Below are 16,582 nucleotides of genomic sequence, written 5' to 3'. Positions count from 1 at the left end.
CAGACGCCTGCGCTCAGCCTCCTGAAGTCGCGAAGTTAGGGGCGGCGCCTGGGCTGGCGTTAGCTGTCGCTAGTTGGATTAAGTGGGAACTCAGGATTGCAATCGCTGGCAAGCCAGCTCCCACAGGAAGTGCGAAAACTTCAGGCTTACGCTGTACCTGTGGGAGACGGCTTGCCGGCAATAGGGCCCAAATAAACAGCACATCAGCAACAGTCAAACCGAGATAGCAATAGCACTACTCTTGATCTGTTTTTGATCTGTTTTTGATCTGTTTTTGCTTTTGCTTTTGCTTTTGCTTTTGCTTTTGCTTTTGCTTTTGCTTTTGCTTTTGCTTTTGCTTTTGCTTTTGCTTTTGCTTTTGTTTCTAAGCGCGCAATAGTCCAGGCAACACAAATTGCGACTTCAGGAGGCCGAGCGGAGGTGACTGGAGGGCCCTGGTGCGCAGCACCCTTCGGCGTTAGCCGAAGGCGCGAGATGTAGACTTGCGTAGCAAGTCGTAGGCCGCGCGGGCCCGGAAGGCACCGGAGCGAGGGGACCCCGGAGCGCAGCGCAGGGGCCGTATGATGGGAGCGGGCGGCTTTGGTTACTTTGGCCAAGACCAAAGTAACCCGCCGTAAGGGCGGAAAGGTGACTATAAGTCGTCATCGCCGCCGAATGCGCATACATCTATCAAAACCAACACTCTGAAACCCGAACCCGAACCCACCAATCAAACCCTCAACACTGCAACCCCTCCAGCAAACACCGCAGCGCCCCCTTAACCCGCTCCGCCGCCACCACCGGATCATCCTGCGCCACCACCCAGATCCCAGTATCCCCCATCGCCCCATTGATCAGGTGCGCCATGGCCACCGCATCAAACGCCCGCAACCGCCGGGCCTCCTGCAACTCCACCAACCCCTGGGCCATGGGCCCGATATAACTGGCCTCTTCCAGCTCACGCAAGCGCAGGCCCAGCACCCCCGGTGCATCCTGCAACAGGATGCGCCGCAGGGCCGGGTCGCGCAGCAGGTCGTAGTAGTGCAGGCAGGTGTCGATATACCCCTCCAAGGGGTCCTCATGGGTAGCGAAACGCACATCCAGCGCCTGGTTGATCTCATCGAGCAAACTCTGCACCACCGCGGTGAACAGCCCGGCCTTGCCGCCAAAATGGTGATGCAGGGCACCACGGGTCAGGTCGGCTTCGGCGCACAGCTCGTCCATGACCACGGCACTGAAGCCTTTCTCGGTGAACTGCCGACGGGCGACGGCGATCAGCCGTTCGGTGGTGTCGGCGCTCATGGCGGCGCGGCTACGGCGAGGGGCGGGCATGGCAGGCTCCAGTTGAAAACGATGTCGTGCAAATTAGCATACGTTGCGTATGTCAATAAATGGCATTAGCATACGCGGCGTATGTCAAATTGAGGTGTTCACCGTGACTGCTTCTGTAAAGCACAGCACCGTTTCCTGGCTGGCCGAGCTGCCAGGCCTGCTGCGCCTGGCCTTGCCATTGGTGCTGGGCCTGTCCGCTGCCGAGTTGATCAGCCTGACCGACACCGTGCTGCTGGCCTCGCTCGGCACTGTGGTGCTGGCCTGCGTGGCACTGACCAGCAGCGCCGGGCTGATTTTCCATGCCGGGCTCTACGGCATGCTCGCCACCCTCAGCGTGCGCGTCGGCCATGCCTTCGGCGCCAACGACCCGGCGACCGTGGCGCGCACCTTGCGCGCAGGCCTTGGCTACGGGCTGCTGATCGGCACCCTGGGCTGCCTGGCGATGCTGGCAGCGTTGCCGATCCTGCAGTGGGTCGGCGTGCCTTTGCCGGACGTGGCACTGCTGACGCCGTATTGGCAGGCCATGGCGGTGTTCCTGATCCCGTACTGCCTGATCGTGGTGTTCAAGGACGTGCTGGAAGCCATCGGCCGCCCGTGGGTGGCGGTATGGCTGGTGATGAGCGCGGTGCTGTTCAACATCCCGCTGAGCTACGGCCTGATCCATGGCCATTTCGGCCTGCCGGCGCTGGGCCTGGTGGGGGCGGGGATCGCCGGGGTGCTCGCCGAATCGCTGGCGGTGCTGCTGGCGCTGGCCTACTGGCGCCTGGCACCGTCGCTGGCGCGCTATCGTCAGCTGCCGCAAGGGCACACGCTGCGCTGGCGCACGTTGCTCGGCGAGGGCTGGCCGTTGGGCATGGGCTACCTGGCCGAGGCCGGTGCGGTGGTGATCGCCGCCTGGATGCTTGGCTGGCTGGGCAATGCGGCACTGGCGGCCAATCAGGTGGTGCATTCGATCGGGGCGCTGCTGTACATGCTGCCGCTGGGCATGGCCGCGGCGGTGAGCATCCGTATCAGCCAGGCCCAGGGCCGTGGTGAGAGCGCCCGTATCCGCGCCATCGGCAGCGCCACCTTCGTGAGCGTAACGGCGTGGATGGCCACGGCCACCGTGCTGCTGGTGCTGTTTGGCCGGCGCATCGCCGAGGCCATGAGTGACGACCCGCAGGTGGTCGCCATCGCCGTGCCGATGTTTGTGGTGGTGGCGGCGATGCAGGTGGCCGACGGCCTGCAGTCCACCGCGCTGGGTGCCTTGCGCGGGCTGCAGGACTACCGCTGGCCGGTGGGGGTGACCATGGTGAGTTACTGGTTGCTGGCGCTGCCGCTCAGCTACTGGCTGGCCTTCCATTCCAGCTTGGGGGCGGTGGGGGTGTGGGTCGGCTTCGCCAGCGGCCTGGCCGTGGCCGCCGTGTTGTTGCCGTGGCGCTTCTACCGGCTGCAGGCCGTGACGGCCCCTGTGGCCTTGGCTCAGCCGCGGTAGAACACCGCCAGCCACACGGTAGCCACGCCGGCCTCGGTCCATTCGACCCGGTGCCGGCAGTGCGGCGGGATGTCCAGGTGGTCACCCGGGCGCAGTACGCGGGTTTCGTCTTCATGCTCAAGGCGTAGCCCGGCGCTGCCGCTGAGCACCACCACCCACTCGCCTTCGTCCTGGTCGTACCAGAAGCCCGGCGGGCTGGCCTGGCCGCTGGAGACAATGCGCTCGATGCGCAGGCCGGGGCGTTGCAGCAGGTCGTCGAATTGCTCGCTGGCCTGTGGGTCGAGGGCGGGCAGGGCGGTGAAAAGGTTGGCAGGCATGAAGGGCGCGTCCGTGGTTGATTCCAGGGCCTGATTGTAGGAAGGTTCCTGGCTTTGCCCCAGGGAAAACTGCCATGGACAAGCTGCTGGCGCTCAAGGTGTTCATGGCGACCGTCGAGGCCCAGGGGTTTTCCGCCGCAGCACGCAGGCTTGGGGTGGCGACCTCGTCGGTGACACGCCTGGTGGATGCGCTGGAGAGCGAGCTGGGTACCACCTTGCTCAACCGCTCGACCCGCCAGGTCAGCCTGACCGAGGCCGGTGCCGGCTATTACCAGCGTGCTCGCGACATCCTCGAAGCCCTGGCCGAAGCCGATGCCAGCGTCGCCGACCGAGGCGAGGAGCCCGTCGGCGTGCTGCGCCTGTGCCTGCCGGTGGAGTTCGGCCGGCGGGTGATCGCTCCGCACCTGGGGGGCTTCCTGGCCCGCCATCCGGGCCTGGAGCTGGACATCGACCTCAGCGACCGTTTCGACGACCTACTCGATGGCCGCTATGACCTCACCATCCGCCTCGGCGAACCCGCACCCAGCGACGAACTGGTATGTCGCCGGCTGGGGCAGTTCGAGCGCTGGCTGGTGGCCAGCCCGGCCTATGTGGCGCAAGGCCCCGCGCTGAACGATCCACGGCAACTGGGCGCACGCGCCTGCCTGCGCTTTCGCTATGGCCAGTCGGCCCGGCCCTGGCGTTTGCAGCAAGGTGAACAGCGCCTGGAACTGGACGTTTCCGGCCCATTGCGCAGCGCCAACGCCGACCTGCTGCGCGAGGCGGCCATCGCCGGCAGCGGCGTGGCGCTGCTGGCCGACTGGCTGGTGCGCGAGGATGTCGCTGCCGGGCGCTTGCAACGGCTGTTCGCCGACTGGCAAGTGAGCCCAGGCGCCGCCAGCGCCACCATCAACGCGCTGTACCTGCCCAACCACCGAGGGTCGCGGCGGGTGAACGCGTTCGTTGCGTTCTGTGAGCGCCTGTTGGCGCACTAGCTGTTGCGCAGGGCGCAAAGCCCTGTTGCGTTACCGATGGATTCTGCCGCGCGGCGCTTCCCGGCACCATGCCCACACTTTTATGTCGTTTAGCGAGGCCACCCCCATGAATGCTTCCATCGCTGTCGCCCAGCCGTCAGCGCCCGGCCTGAGCCGCGCCCTGGTGACGCTGCTGGCCTTCTGTTGCGGCGCCATCGTCGCCAACATCTACTACGCCCAGCCCATCGTCGGGCTGATCGCACCCGACCTGGGCCTGTCCCCCGCGCACGCCAGCTGGATCGTCTCGCTGACCCAACTGGGCTACGCCCTTGGCCTGCTGTTGCTGGTGCCCCTGGCCGATCTGCTGGAAAACCGCCGGCTGATGATCGCCACCGCGGTGCTGGCGACCGTCAGCCTGCTGCTGGCCGGCAACAGCGGCCATGGCCAGGGCCAGCTGTTTTTGGCCTATGCCTTGCTCATCGGCTTCAGTTCGGTGGCGGTGCAGATGCTGGTGCCGCTGGCCGCGCACCTGGCGCCGGAGCACCAGCGTGGGCGGGTGGTGGGCAACATCATGGGTGGCCTGTTGCTGGGCATCCTGTTGGCCCGGCCGTTGTCGAGCCTGGTGGCCGATCATTTCGGCTGGCGCATGGTGTTCATCGGCGCGGCCGGGGTGATGCTGGCGATCATCCTGTTGCTGGCCCTGACCCTGCCGCGCCGGGAGCCCGAACACAAGGCCAGCTATGCCGGGCTGATGGCCTCGCTGTTGGTGCTGTTGCGCCGTTACCCGTTGTTGCGCCAGCGCTCGCTGTACCAGGCACTGATGTTCGCCACATTCAGCCTGTACTGGACAGCCGTGCCGCTGGCCCTGGCCGGAGAACATGGCCTGTCGCAAAGCCAGATCGCGCTGTTCGCGTTGGTCGGCGCCGTAGGAGCGGTGGCCGCGCCGCTGGCCGGGCGCCTGGCAGATGCCGGGCATGGACGGCAGGCTTCGTTGCTGGCGATGGGCCTGGCGCCGCTGGCCCTGTTGTTGGGCCTGACCACGCCGGGCATGAGCGTGATCGGCCTGGGGTTGACCGGGGTGCTCTTGGACTTCGCGGTGCAGATGAACATGGTGATCGGCCAGCGCGAGGTCTATGCGCTCGATCCCGCCAGCCGCGGGCGCCTCAACGCGCTGTACATGACCAGTATCTTCCTCGGCGGGGCCGTGGGTTCGGCGTTGGCCAGCGGAGTGTATGCGCACTTCGGCTGGACGGGCGTGGCGCTGCTGGGCGCGGCTTTGCCGGTGCTGGCGCTGGGGGCCTTTTTGCTGGCGCGGCGGGGCTAGTACAGGCAGGCGGCGATCATCCCGGCCAACCCCAGCAGGCAGCCCAGGCCAACGGCATAGGCCAGGGTGCGCCAGGGCTGCCAAGCCGCGAGGTAGGCCAGGGTATGGAACAGCCGGGCAACGGTGAACAAAACGCACAACACTATCGTCGGCCACTCAGGCGTGTGCAGGGTGATCGCCAGGCCGCCGAGCACGAAGAACAGCGGGATGTTCTCCAGGTCATTGGCCCAGGCCTGGGCGGCGCGGCGTACCTCGGGGCGCTCCTGGGCCGAGGCCGAGCGGCCCAGCACGGCCGCATCCTCGGCGTTGACGAAGGTCAGGTGGCGCAGGCGGAAATAGCCTTGGTAGCAGGAAATCGCCAGCATCTTGAGAAACAGCAGCAGGACGCACCCGGCGAACACCGTGATCATGGCCGACGGCCTCTGAACCCATGCACGACCAGGTACAGCAATGGGCCAATCGAGACGAACAGCAAGGTCAGCAGGCAGTAGGGCAGCACACTGCTCCCCGGGCGCCCTCGGCGTTGGGCATCGCGCCACATCCACAGGCAGGCCAGCGCCGCCATCAAATACAAATCGATGACCACCTGCAAGGTGTCCGGGCTGCTGATCAGCTGCAGCCCGAAGGCCAGCAGCGACTGCTCGGCGTTGGCCATGGTCCAGCCGGTATACAGGGTCAAGGCGATCAAGGTGGCGAGTGCCAGCCAGGGTTTGCGCATGGTGGTAGCTCCAAGGCGGTTTCGATGCCCGAACACTAGTGATAGGGTCACAGCCCAGCAATGACCTCAGAGGTCATGGACGACTCACCTGAACATTCGCAGGCTCAGCCCATGGACTTTTCGACCTTTCACCCCACCCGGCCGACGGCCACGGCAGGTTCGCCGTTGCGCCAGTTGCGCCGCCAGGCCGGGCTCAGCCAGATGCAGCTGGCCCTGCGTGCCGGCGTTTCGCAACGTCACCTCAGTTGCATCGAAACCGGCCGGGCGCGGCCAGGCGTTGCCACCCTGCATGCCTTGCTGAGCGCGCTCGATGCGCCACTGGAGCGTTGCAACGAGGTGTTCCTCGCCGCTGGCCTGGCGCCGCGCTACCAGGCCTCGCCGCTGGATGCCCCGGCGCTGGCGGCCGTGCGCGAGGCCATTGAGCACCTGTTGCAGGCCAACAACCCCGCACCGGCAATCGTCATCGACGGTAACTGGGACGTGCTGGCGGCCAATGGCGCGGCGTCCGCGCTGTTTGCCTTGCTCGGGCTGCCGCCGTCGCAGGTGGAGGGGTTGAACATGCTGGCCATGCTGTTTGCGCCCGGGGGGCTGGGCGAATTCTTGCTCAATGCCGAAGAGATTCGTGCGGTGGGTTGGCACCGTGCCCGTCAGGAGTCGCTGGGCAATCCGGTATTGGCAGAGCGCCTGGCACAGCTGGCGCTGCCGAGCGGGTATGAGCCTGCGCAGGGCGTATTGCCACCGTTGCTGCTGACGCGCTTGGCATCGCCGGAGGGTGAGCTGACTTTCATGTCGACCTTCACCACCTTTGGCATGCCCCAGGACATTACGGTCGAGTCATTGCGCATCGAACATCTGGTGCCGGCGGATGCGCGAACCTGGCAGGTCATGCGCGAGGCTTGCGCGGCATTTACCTGAACCAACGCAAAGGGGCCGCCAGGCGGCCCCTTGATTCAGACACCGATCAATGATGCGCGACCGGGTCATCCTGCGACAGCAGCGCCCGGGCCAGTTCCTCGTCGCTGGCCTGCAGGCCAGGATTGGCCTGGCGTGCCTGCGCCAGCGCAGACTCCAGGTAGGCGCCACGGATGGCACCGCCACTGGCGATGAAGGCAGTCAGTTCGTCTTGGGCGGGGATGATCCGTTTGTCGTCCTTGAAGGTCGAGTACAGCGACGCGGAGATCCCCGCCGAGGTGGCGACGTCACCGGCATCGACCCGGGCCAGGGCGGCACCGGCAGGCAGCAACAGCAGCAGCGAGGGAACAAGCAGTAAGTGGCGCATGGTGAATCCTCCGCGAAGGTAAAGCCCAGGGGTATTACTGCATGTTGTTAAGAGCGGTGCGGGTGTGCAGGAGTTCCGTTCGTGCGGCGACTCCCATGACTTCATCCGCCTGCCGCGCACGCCGGTTGCGGGCGCCCAGCGTTGCTGTTGTTGTGCCTGATCAGAACTGAGGCCCATGAAGTGCCCTTCTTATTCCTTCGTTGACGCGCTGCATTTCAACCTCTGAGTCGGAGCTATCGGGCGACGAGTCCGGCGAGGGCATGAGTTTATTCCATCTGGCTCTCTCTGCCCGTGTTTCTCTCAAGTTCGCAAGTACCTGCTGTGCGCCGCCATTGCCTTCGATATTTTGGATTTGAGAATGGAAAACATGAGGTTCAGGATTCAACGCGACTGCATAAGACCTATGTATCCCGGGGTTGGCTCCTGCGTTAGTCCGCAGTGCTACGAGTCGATCTGAGAGCTTTTGTTTGAGTTCACTCAGGATAGGGGCGGTCAGTTTGTTTACATGGCGTGAGGTTCTTGAGAGTGCTAGCGCATCGCGGGCCGGTAGGTAGCTGACGATAAGCTTGAACACGTCGGGTTCGGGAATGGACTCAAGGTTGGCTGCGGGAATGGACTGAAGCTTGGGTGCGGGCAAAACCTTGAGTTTTCTGCCATAACCGAGATGCCCGGAAGGGTCGGTCTTGTTGATTGGATCTCCTGCGCAATAGGCATAGGCATTGATGCCACCAGCCCCCATCGGGCTGAGATTGTCCGATGAGATAAAGCGCATCAGCACGGTGCTGTAGGCGCGATAGCCATTCCCGAGCAAGTACAGGCCTGTCACGGGGTCGCAGTATTGGCCGTTGAAGCCCAGCATCACCAAGCCCCCGTTCCCAGGCGTAGAGTGGCCGAATGCCGTGTAGGTGAACGTAGACCGAGTCTGATCGAGGCTGCGCCGCAGAACCGATCCTGGTGTATCGGTAGCCAGCAAGGCCAGGGCTGGTGGAAGGACATTCAGCGGCTCCATGGCGGCTCCTGCGTTGAGGCTCAGGCGCACTGTGGTCGCGGCATGCCGCATGCGCAACTGGCAAAAATGCCAGGTAGGTGGGCCTCGAACGTGGAGCCGCCTCTTCGGGCTCACAGGTCCAGCACTATCCGCGCCGACCTGGCCCGAGAGACACAGAGCATCATGGTCTGCTGCGCGGCCTTTTCCTCATCGCTCAGGTACTGGTCGAAGTGCTCCGCCTCGCCTTCAAGAATCGCTGTTTCACAAGTACCGCACACGCCTTCACGGCACAGGCACTCGACCTTGGCAGCCTTGGATTTTTCGATGGCCTGGAGGATGGTCATGCCTTCCTCGACCTGAAGCTCGGTACCGGAGCGGGCCAGCACCACAGTAAAGGCGGCGCCCGCGGCAGGCGCTGCGGCGGCGAACTGCTCCCAATGCACACGCGATTCAGCGATGCCGGCGGCGGCAGCGGTGGCGATCACTGCGTCGATCAGTGGCTTGGGCCCGCAGACGTAAAGGTGGGCATCGTCGGCAAGGCCGGCGCACAGGGCAGCCAGGTCGAGCTTGCGGTCGAGGCTGTCGATATAGAACCGCGTGTTGTCGGCGTGCGGGCCGCCCTCCAGGTCACCCTGGAAGGCGCCGTGCTCGGGCGCGCGGAATGCGTAGTGCAGCTCGTAGGGGGTGTTGCCGCCCTCGAGCTCATGCAGCTGCGCCAGGAACGGCGTGATGCCGATGCCACCGGCAATCAGCACATGGCGGCCGGCACTGGGGTCGAGGGCGAACAGGTTGTTGGGGGTGGAGATGGTCAGCTCGCTGCCCACCTCTACTTGCTGGTGCATGAACGCCGAGCCGCCCTTGGACTGCTCTTCCAGGCGCACGCCGATCTGGTAGCTGGACAGCGCGCGCGGGTCGCTCATCAGCGAGTAGGCATTGCTGAACTGGCCGCCGCAGGCCGACTGCATCTGCACGATCACGTGGCTACCGCCAGTGAAGGCGGGCAGGGCGGCGCCGTCGCTGCGGGCCAGGGTGAAGCGCTTGATCTGCGGCGTGGCCTGTTCCACGTCGGTTACGCGCACCTTGAACATTTCGTATTGCTTGGCCATGGCATACCTCGACAACGAAGCCCCGCGCCAGGCCCTGGCGCGGGGCAAGCCTAACGGTGTGTTCAGTCGTCCAGGTGGGCGACGGCAATCAGGTTGTGGAAGTGGGCGATGCCGTGCTCGCTGACGCCGCTGCGCTGGGCATCGACCATGATCCGGCCCTGACCACGGTAGCCGCGGGACTTCAGGCCCTTCTGCACGCTCTCGACCAGGCGCAGGTCTTCCGGGCGGAACACTTCGCGGTACCAGTCGATCAGCTTTTGCTGCTCTTCGGTGATGTCCTTGTTGAGGAAGTACACGTCGTAGTGCTGCAGGGTGGTTTCGGCATCGACCGGGAACTCGTAGATCACGGTCATGAAGTTGGCCCCTGGCGGCACGTTGAACATGGTGCACGGCCAAGCCCAGAAGCCGGCGAAGGAGGGGTCTTTCACCGATTCATCGAACTTGAACGACTGCTCCGAAGGCTTGGCCAGGCCGTACTGCAGGGTCCAGTTGCCGTGCAGGCTGTGGCTGTACTGGCCAACGTCCACCGAATCGGAGAAACCGGGGTGGGCCGGGGCGCAGTGGTAGCACTCCAGGTAGTTGTCGACGATCGACTTCCAGTTGGCCGGGGTGTCGCTGACGAAGCGCGCGGCCAGGTGCAGGTCGTCGATCACGGCGCAGGCTTCGCGCATGCGCTTTTGCAGGCCCGGCAGCTGGTCTTCGACAGGAGCGGCGTCGTTGTCCATGTTGATGAACAGGAAGCCTGCATACTCTTCGACACGCAGTTGCACCAGGCTGGAGTTGTCCTTGTCGAAGCTGGCGACGTTCTCGCAGTTACGGGCGTGGGCCAGCTCGCCGTCGAGCTTGAAGGCCCAGGCGTGGTACGGGCAAGTGATGACGTTCTTGGCCTTGCCGCTGCCTTCGAGCAACTGGTGGCCACGGTGCGGGCAGACGTTGTAGAACGCGCGCAGTACGTCGTCGCGGCCACGCACGATGACGATGCTTTCGCCGATCACCTGGCGGGTGATGTAGGCGTTTTTCTCGGCGACTTCGCTGCGGTGGCCGACGCAGATCCAGCTGCGGGCGAAGATCGCTTCCTTCTCGTGCTCGAACACCGCGGCCTGGGTGTAGAACTTGGCCGGCAGTGTGTAAGCCACTTCGGGGTTGGCACAAAAATCAGCGGGCAGGCGTTTGAAATCGTTCATGGCTGGTCTCGGTTCTTATTGGTTAACGCGTATCTATTGGTTAACAAGCAGGGCAAAAAAATTTGAATGCAGCTGAATCCAAGGTTGCTCATTGCGACCCTATCGCCGGCAAGCCGGCTCCCACAGGGTCATGCAGCGCTGCGGACATTGTGGGAGCCGGCTTGCCGGCGATAGGGCGATACAGGTTTTCGGGTCAGTGCACCGCCGCCGCGCTACGCGGCGCTTGCTCTTGCGGCTCTTCACCCGCCAGGCGGGTGGCCTCTTCCTCGATGCGGTACGCCGGCACCTGGCCGTAGTCGGCCGCCAGCCACTTGAAGAAGCCGTAGATCTTCACCAGCAGGATCACCATGAACGGGATCGCGGTGAGCACCACGGCGGTCTTCATGGTCGACAGCGACGCCTTGGCGAACAGCATGGCCAGCGGCACCAGGGTCAGCACCACGCACCAGAACAGGCGCAGGGTGGGGCTTGGGTCCTCGCCTTCACGCAGGTTGCGGGTGCTGGTGGCGGCCACCGCGTAGGCAGCGGCGTCCATGTGCGAGGCGCAGAACACCGCCATGATGAACAGGTATGCCGCCAGGAACAGCGTGCCCCACGGCAGGGCCAGCAGCAGGTCGGTCACCGCCGCTTCGCCACCGGCAGTGCTGAGCAGCTTGGGCACGTCGATCTGGCCGTTGATGAACTGGTGCATGCTGTAGCTTTCCAGGGCGCCGAAGAAGAACCAGCAACCGAAGCTGCCGCCCAGCAGCAGGGCGAACACCACTTCCTTGATCAAGCGGCCGCGCGATACGCGAGCGACGAACATGGCCACGCCCGGCGCGTAGGACACCCACCACAGCCAGTAGAACACCGTCCAGTTGCGGGTGAAGGCGCCGTCGCCGGCCGGGTCGGTGAACAGGCTCATCTGCACGTAGTGCTGCAGCATCAGGCCGATGGAGTTGGCGGTGTTGTTCAGGGTGAACTGGGTCGGGCCGACCAGTAGCACCACGGCAGCGAACAGCAGGGCGCCGACGCAGACCATCTTCGACAGACGCTGCAGGCCGCCGTCGATGCCGATGTACGAGCTCAGCGAGAACAGCAGCGCCACCGCACCGATCACCAGCAGTTGCACGGTGAAGGTGTTGGGGGTGCCGGCCAGGTCCGCCAGGCCGCGGGTCAGGGTCGAGGCGGTGAGCGCCAGGGATACGGTCAGCGCGCCCATCATGGTCAACAGGAAGATCAGGTCGACAGCGCGGCCGACCGGGCCGGTGGCCTTGAAGCCGGTCACAGCTTCAATGACCGACGCCAGGTTCAGGCCGCTCTTCTTGCGCACATGGAAGTGGTAGGCCATGGCCAGCGAGGCCAGGGCGTAGATCGACCAGGCGCTGATACCCCAGTGGAAGAACGAGTAGCTGACGCTGTACTCCAGCGCCTGGGCCGACATCGGTGCGATGTTAAGGCCCGGGGTCTGGTAGTAGTAGGCCCATTCCATTACGCCCCAGTACAGGGTCGAGGAACCCATGCCGGCGCAGATGAACATGAACACCCAGGTGGTGGTGGAGTATTCCGGCTTGCCGGCACCCAGGCGAATGTTGCCGTACTTGCTGAAAGCCAGGTACAGCACGGCCAGCGAGCTGCCGAACACCAATACCTGGACGCTGGTACCGAAGGTGCGGGTGGCCACTTCGAACAGTTGGTTGGCAAGGCTTTCGGCTTGTGCCGGGAAGGCGGCAAGGCCGATCACGGTGAGCAGCACGGCAACCAGGCTCACGGCGATCAGGAACACATCAATCTTTTTATTGTTGGGGGACATCAATTGTCTCCAGGGGCATTTTTTTTGTAGTTGGAGTCAGTCAGGCGTTGGGTGAAATCCGTGTCGAATGGGGCTCTCTGTTAACTGTAGGTTTACGTATATCTTTTAGTTAACGAAGTGTGCATTGAATTGTTACGCACCGCAAGCCGACTGTCAGACAATCCTGACTGTCGGCTCGGGTTTATCGATTAAGCGCCAAGCAGTTCGGCAATCGCCTTGCCCACGTCCTGGGTCGAGCGGCTGCCGCCCATGTCACGGGTGGTGTCGCCGTTGGCGATCACGGTCTCGATGGCCTTGAGGATGTCGTCGTGGGCAGCCTGGTAGCGGGCGTCGTCGCCGTCCTTGCCGAGGAATTCGAGCATCAGCGCACCCGACCAGATCATCGCGATCGGGTTGGCGATGTTCTGCCCATAGATGTCCGGCGCCGAGCCATGCACCGGTTCGAACAGCGACGGGAATTTGCGCTCCGGATTGAGGTTGGCCGACGGCGCGATGCCGATGGTGCCGGCGCAGGCCGGGCCCAGGTCGGAGAGGATGTCGCCGAACAGGTTCGAGGCCACCACCACGTCGAAGCGCTCCGGCTGCAGCACGAAGCGCGCGCAGAGGATGTCGATGTGCTGCTTGTCCCAGCTGATCTCGGGGTAGTGCGCGGCCATGGCGGCGGTGCGCTCGTCCCAATAGGGCATGCTCACGGCCATGCCGTTGGACTTGGTGGCCGAGGTGACGTGCTTGCGTTCGCGGGTCTGGGCAACCTCGAAGGCGTACTTGAGGATGCGGTCGACGCCACGGCGGGTGAACACCGACTCCTGCAGGACGAATTCGTTTTCGGTGTTCTCGAACATGCGCCCGCCCAGGGACGAGTATTCACCTTCGGTGTTTTCGCGGATCACCACGAAGTCGATGTCGCCCGGCTTCTTGTTTGCCAATGGGCAAGGTACGCCGGGGAACAGGCGCACCGGGCGGATGTTGACGTACTGGTCGAAGTCGCGGCGGAACTTGAGTAGGGACCCCCACAGCGAGATGTGGTCCGGGACCTTGTCCGGCCAGCCGACAGCACCGAAGTACAGGGCATCGAAGCCCTTGAGCTGTTCGAACCAGTCGTCCGGCATCATCTTGCCGTGGGCCAGGTAGTAGTCGCAGCTGGCCCATTCGAAGAATTCGATCTCCAGGTTCAGGCCGTGCTTGCGGGCGGCGGCCTCGACCACGCGGATACCTTCCGGGAGGACTTCGTTGCCGATGCCGTCACCGGGGATGGCGGCGATTTTGAAGGTCTTGGTCATGGGGCGCATCTCGTGTTCAGGGAGGATGCGGCCATGCTATAAGGGCGCGCTGCGGAGATAATCCGCTATTCGATCAATTCTTGGTGCACGAAACGTGAATAATCTGCCGAACCTCGACGACCTCGATATTTTCCTGCAGGTGGCGCGCCGCGCCAGCTTTGCCGCGGTGGCGGACGAGCGCGGCATGTCGGCGGCGTTCGTCAGCAAGCGCATCCGCCTGCTGGAAGAAAGCCTGGGGGTGCGCCTGCTGCACCGCACCACCCGGCGGGTGACGGTGAGCGAGGAGGGCGAGCGCGTCTACCAGTGGGCGCAGCAGATCTTCGAAACCCTGCAACGCATGGGCGACGACCTCAATGCCGGCCAGCGCGAGCCCGCCGGGCAGCTACGCATCGCCAGCAGCCTGGGCCTGGGCCGGCGCTTCGTGGCGCCGGCGTTGTCGGAGCTGGCGGCACGCTACCCACGGCTGGACATCCGCCTGGACGTGCACGACCGCCTGGTGGACCTGATCGCCGAGGGCGTGGACCTGGACATCCGGGTCGGCAACGTCATCGCCCCGCACCTGATCGCCAAGCCGCTGGCGCGCAACCGCCGGGTACTGTGCGCGGCGCCGGGCTACCTGGCCGAGCGCGGCACGCCCAAGGTGCTGGCGGATCTGGCCAGCCATGACTGCCTGGTGATCAAGGAGCGCGACCACCCGTTCGGGCTGTGGCACCTGGAAGGCCCGCAAGGCGAAGAAAGCGTGCGGGTGACCGGCGCGCTGTCGAGCAACCATGGCGAGGTGGCGCACCAGTGGTGCCTGGACGGGCGGGGCATCCTGCTGCGCTCCTGGTGGGATGTGCACGACAGCATCGAAGACGGGCGCCTGGTGCAGGTGCTGCCCGACTACCAGCAGGCGGCGGATATCTGGGCGGTGTATACCGCGCCGCTGGCCGGCTCGGCCAAGGTGCGGGTGGCGGTGGAGTTCTTCCGCCAGTACTTTGCCGAGCGCTATCAGTTGCCTGACTGATGGCTGCGTTTGCTAGAGAGTTTTTTCATAGGTCTGGAGAACATTTTTACTAATTTTCCCGCCGCCCAGAGTGGCGCACCATCGGCCCACATCAATAACAACTGACCGCGAACGCGGTCGATGTGGGAGCGCAGCGTGTTCGACCTTTCCTTCTGGCAGCAGCGGGCCAACCGCCAAACATTCATCGACACCGCCCTGATTGGCGGCCACCCGGTGAAGGCCTCGTCGGGGGCGACTTTCGACGCCATCAACCCAGCCACCAACCAGCTGCTGGCCCGTGTGGCGGCCTGCGGTGAAGACGAAGTCGACCTGGCCGTGCGCAGCGCCCGCCGCGCATTCGAGCAAGGGCCCTGGGCGCGCATGGCCCCCACCCAGCGCAAGAAAATCCTCATCAAGCTGGCTGACCTGCTGCTGGCGCACCGCGAAGAACTGGCGCTGCTGGACTCGCTGAACATGGGCAAGCCGGTGATGGATGCCTACAACATCGACGTGCCCGGTGCGGCCGGTGTGTTCGCCTGGTATGGCGAGGCGCTGGACAAGGTCTACGACCAGGTCGCGCCCACCGCCGCCAATGCCCTGGCCACCATCACCCGCGAGCCCTTGGGCGTGATTGCCGCCGTGGTGCCGTGGAACTTCCCGCTGGATATGGCGGCCTGGAAGCTGGCGCCGGCGCTGGCCGCCGGCAACAGCGTGGTGCTCAAGCCCGCCGAGCAGTCGCCGTTCTCGGCCCTGCGCCTTGGCCAGCTGGCCCTGGAGGCGGGTATCCCCGAGGGCGTGCTGAACGTGGTGCCGGGGCTGGGCGAGCAGGCCGGCAAGGCCCTGGGGCTGCACCCGGATGTCGACTGCCTGGTGTTCACCGGTTCGACCCAGGTGGGCAAGTACTTCATGCAGTACTCGGCGCAGTCGAACCTCAAGCAGGTGTGGCTGGAGTGCGGCGGCAAGAGCCCGAACCTGGTGTTTGCCGACTGCCAGAACCTTGACCTGGCCGCCGAGAAAGCCGCCTTCGGCATCTTCTTCAACCAGGGTGAGGTGTGCTCGGCCAACTCGCGCTTGTATGTGCAGCGCTCGATCCATGACGAATTCGTCGAGCGGGTGATCGCCAAGGCCCAGGCCTGGCTGCCGGGCGACCCGCTTGACCCGGGCAGTGCTGCCGGCGCGATCGTCGACAGCGAGCAGACCGCGCGCATCGTGCGGGCGATCGGCCAGGCGCGCGAGGAGGGCGCGACGTTGCTCAGCGGTGGCGAGCAACTGACCTTCAATGGCTCGTCCAATTTCGTCACGCCGACGATTTTCGGCAACGTCGGCAGCGACAGCCGCCTGGCCCGCGATGAAATCTTCGGGCCGGTGCTGGCCATCAGCGCGTTCGACAGCGAAGAGCAGGCGGTGCAGCTGGCCAATGACAGCATCTATGGGTTGGCGGCGTCGGTGTGGAGCGATGATTTGAACCGCGCCCACCGCGTGGCCAAGGCGCTGAAGGCCGGTACGGTTTCGGTCAATACCATGGATGCGCTGGATACCACGGTGCCCTTTGGTGGTGGCAAGCAGTCCGGGTTTGGGCGGGATTTGTCGCTGCATTCGTTCGACAAGTACACGCAGTTGAAGACCACTTGGTTCCAGTTGCGGTAAGTGCTTGATCTTGAGGTGCTTGGGGCAACGGTGCGGCCCTCTCGCGGCACAAGGCCGCTCCTACAGGGGGCGCGGTCTCTTGTAGGAGCGGCCTCGTGCCGCGAAAGGGCTGCGCAGCAGCCCCAGCAATCCAACGAGTCACAAAAAAAGAAATCCCCCGCATGCCCCCGGGCAGCGCGGGCTCGGGCCGACTGGCCCAACTGCCTCGATACACACAACCATAA

General features: G+C 64.5%; 16 protein-coding genes. 6 read left to right on the top strand and 10 right to left on the bottom strand.

Going from position 1 to position 16,582, the window contains the following annotated elements; all coding sequences use genetic code 11:
- Positions 1-717: 717 nt before the first annotated feature.
- Positions 718-1,311 (bottom strand): TetR/AcrR family transcriptional regulator, encoded by a 594-nt coding sequence (locus tag L6D77_RS19230; protein ID WP_232883700.1) that lies wholly within the window; start codon positions 1,309-1,311, stop codon positions 718-720.
- Positions 1,312-1,414: 103 nt separating this feature from the next.
- Here L6D77_RS19230 and L6D77_RS19225 point away from each other — a divergent pair, with 103 nt between their 5' ends.
- Positions 1,415-2,785, top strand: coding sequence for an MATE family efflux transporter (locus L6D77_RS19225; protein ID WP_232883698.1), 1,371 nt, complete (start codon positions 1,415-1,417; stop codon positions 2,783-2,785).
- Here L6D77_RS19225 and L6D77_RS19220 read toward each other — a convergent pair.
- The gene (locus L6D77_RS19220) at positions 2,773-3,102 is read right to left on the bottom strand and encodes a cupin domain-containing protein (RefSeq protein ID WP_232883696.1); all 330 of its coding nucleotides are present in this window, start codon (positions 3,100-3,102) and stop codon (positions 2,773-2,775) included. The two genes, L6D77_RS19225 and L6D77_RS19220, sit on opposite strands and share 13 nt — an antisense overlap.
- 74 nt (positions 3,103-3,176) lie before the next feature.
- On the opposite strand from L6D77_RS19220, the gene L6D77_RS19215 reads away from it, so the two are divergent.
- Together L6D77_RS19215 and L6D77_RS19210 are read left to right on the top strand one after the other, a co-directional pair.
- Positions 3,177-4,076 carry a LysR family transcriptional regulator gene (locus L6D77_RS19215; protein WP_232883694.1) on the top strand — a complete coding sequence of 300 codons (900 nt, stop codon included), beginning with the start codon at positions 3,177-3,179 and terminating at the stop codon, positions 4,074-4,076.
- A 106-nt stretch (positions 4,077-4,182) separates the two neighbouring features.
- Positions 4,183-5,379 carry an MFS transporter gene (locus L6D77_RS19210; RefSeq protein WP_232883692.1) on the top strand — a complete coding sequence of 399 codons (1,197 nt, stop codon included), beginning with the start codon at positions 4,183-4,185 and terminating at the stop codon, positions 5,377-5,379.
- On the opposite strand, the gene L6D77_RS19205 is transcribed toward L6D77_RS19210, so the two are convergent.
- Complete coding sequence (locus tag L6D77_RS19205) at positions 5,376-5,789, bottom strand: MAPEG family protein (protein WP_232883691.1); 414 nt, start codon at positions 5,787-5,789, stop codon at positions 5,376-5,378. The genes L6D77_RS19210 and L6D77_RS19205 overlap by 4 nt on opposite strands.
- Positions 5,786-6,097 carry a DUF2834 domain-containing protein gene (locus tag L6D77_RS19200; protein ID WP_232883689.1) on the bottom strand — a complete coding sequence of 104 codons (312 nt, stop codon included), beginning with the start codon at positions 6,095-6,097 and terminating at the stop codon, positions 5,786-5,788. Before L6D77_RS19200 ends, L6D77_RS19205 begins: the two co-directional genes overlap by 4 nt.
- Positions 6,098-6,208: 111 nt before the next feature.
- Between L6D77_RS19200 and L6D77_RS19195 the strand changes: the two genes are divergently transcribed.
- Positions 6,209-7,012 carry a helix-turn-helix domain-containing protein gene (locus tag L6D77_RS19195; RefSeq protein WP_232883688.1) on the top strand — a complete coding sequence of 268 codons (804 nt, stop codon included), beginning with the start codon at positions 6,209-6,211 and terminating at the stop codon, positions 7,010-7,012.
- 46 nt (positions 7,013-7,058) lie between these two features.
- On the opposite strand, the gene L6D77_RS19190 is transcribed toward L6D77_RS19195, so the two are convergent.
- The 6 genes from L6D77_RS19190 to L6D77_RS19165 all read right to left on the bottom strand — a co-directional run bounded on the left by L6D77_RS19190 (position 7,059) and on the right by L6D77_RS19165 (position 13,726).
- A complete protein-coding gene (locus L6D77_RS19190) occupies positions 7,059-7,376 on the bottom strand; it encodes a DUF2388 domain-containing protein (protein ID WP_110992819.1) in 318 nt (105 codons plus the stop codon).
- A 160-nt stretch (positions 7,377-7,536) separates the two neighbouring features.
- The gene (locus L6D77_RS19185; protein WP_232883686.1) at positions 7,537-8,385 is read right to left on the bottom strand and encodes an RHS repeat-associated core domain-containing protein; all 849 of its coding nucleotides are present in this window, start codon (positions 8,383-8,385) and stop codon (positions 7,537-7,539) included.
- A 110-nt stretch (positions 8,386-8,495) separates the two neighbouring features.
- Positions 8,496-9,470, bottom strand: a complete 975-nt coding sequence (locus L6D77_RS19180; protein WP_232883684.1) for a PDR/VanB family oxidoreductase — start codon at positions 9,468-9,470, stop codon at positions 8,496-8,498.
- Between the two features lie 62 nt (positions 9,471-9,532).
- The gene (locus L6D77_RS19175) at positions 9,533-10,654 is read right to left on the bottom strand and encodes an aromatic ring-hydroxylating oxygenase subunit alpha (RefSeq protein ID WP_232883682.1); all 1,122 of its coding nucleotides are present in this window, start codon (positions 10,652-10,654) and stop codon (positions 9,533-9,535) included.
- A gap of 193 nt (positions 10,655-10,847) precedes the next feature.
- On the bottom strand, positions 10,848-12,446 hold the full coding sequence (locus L6D77_RS19170; protein WP_232883680.1) for a BCCT family transporter: 1,599 nt from the start codon (positions 12,444-12,446) through the stop codon (positions 10,848-10,850).
- A gap of 188 nt (positions 12,447-12,634) precedes the next feature.
- A complete protein-coding gene (locus L6D77_RS19165; RefSeq protein WP_232883677.1) occupies positions 12,635-13,726 on the bottom strand; it encodes a tartrate dehydrogenase in 1,092 nt (363 codons plus the stop codon).
- A gap of 94 nt (positions 13,727-13,820) precedes the next feature.
- Here L6D77_RS19165 and L6D77_RS19160 point away from each other — a divergent pair, with 94 nt between their 5' ends.
- Both L6D77_RS19160 and L6D77_RS19155 read left to right on the top strand, forming a co-directional pair.
- Positions 13,821-14,732 carry a LysR substrate-binding domain-containing protein gene (locus L6D77_RS19160; protein WP_125464386.1) on the top strand — a complete coding sequence of 304 codons (912 nt, stop codon included), beginning with the start codon at positions 13,821-13,823 and terminating at the stop codon, positions 14,730-14,732.
- A gap of 135 nt (positions 14,733-14,867) precedes the next feature.
- Positions 14,868-16,358 carry an aldehyde dehydrogenase gene (locus L6D77_RS19155; RefSeq protein ID WP_232883675.1) on the top strand — a complete coding sequence of 497 codons (1,491 nt, stop codon included), beginning with the start codon at positions 14,868-14,870 and terminating at the stop codon, positions 16,356-16,358.
- Positions 16,359-16,582: the final 224 nt, after the last annotated feature.

The organism is Pseudomonas parasichuanensis, assembly GCF_021601385.1.
Lineage (GTDB): Bacteria > Pseudomonadota > Gammaproteobacteria > Pseudomonadales > Pseudomonadaceae > Aquipseudomonas > Aquipseudomonas parasichuanensis.
Note: the sequence above shows the minus strand (reverse complement) of the source record. Positions and strands in the feature narration are given on the sequence as shown.

Coding starts and splice junctions, on each gene's coding strand:
- L6D77_RS19230 (WP_232883700.1), bottom strand. CDS start 1,311: ATGCCCGCCCCTCGCCGTAGCCGCGCCGCCATGAGCGCCGACACCACC.
- L6D77_RS19220 (WP_232883696.1), bottom strand. CDS start 3,102: ATGCCTGCCAACCTTTTCACCGCCCTGCCCGCCCTCGACCCACAGGCC.
- L6D77_RS19215 (WP_232883694.1), top strand. CDS start 3,177: ATGGACAAGCTGCTGGCGCTCAAGGTGTTCATGGCGACCGTCGAGGCC.
- L6D77_RS19210 (WP_232883692.1), top strand. CDS start 4,183: ATGAATGCTTCCATCGCTGTCGCCCAGCCGTCAGCGCCCGGCCTGAGC.
- L6D77_RS19205 (WP_232883691.1), bottom strand. CDS start 5,789: ATGATCACGGTGTTCGCCGGGTGCGTCCTGCTGCTGTTTCTCAAGATG.
- L6D77_RS19200 (WP_232883689.1), bottom strand. CDS start 6,097: ATGCGCAAACCCTGGCTGGCACTCGCCACCTTGATCGCCTTGACCCTG.
- L6D77_RS19195 (WP_232883688.1), top strand. CDS start 6,209: ATGGACTTTTCGACCTTTCACCCCACCCGGCCGACGGCCACGGCAGGT.
- L6D77_RS19190 (WP_110992819.1), bottom strand. CDS start 7,376: ATGCGCCACTTACTGCTTGTTCCCTCGCTGCTGCTGTTGCTGCCTGCC.
- L6D77_RS19185 (WP_232883686.1), bottom strand. CDS start 8,385: ATGGAGCCGCTGAATGTCCTTCCACCAGCCCTGGCCTTGCTGGCTACC.
- L6D77_RS19180 (WP_232883684.1), bottom strand. CDS start 9,470: ATGGCCAAGCAATACGAAATGTTCAAGGTGCGCGTAACCGACGTGGAA.
- L6D77_RS19175 (WP_232883682.1), bottom strand. CDS start 10,654: ATGAACGATTTCAAACGCCTGCCCGCTGATTTTTGTGCCAACCCCGAA.
- L6D77_RS19170 (WP_232883680.1), bottom strand. CDS start 12,446: ATGTCCCCCAACAATAAAAAGATTGATGTGTTCCTGATCGCCGTGAGC.
- L6D77_RS19165 (WP_232883677.1), bottom strand. CDS start 13,726: ATGACCAAGACCTTCAAAATCGCCGCCATCCCCGGTGACGGCATCGGC.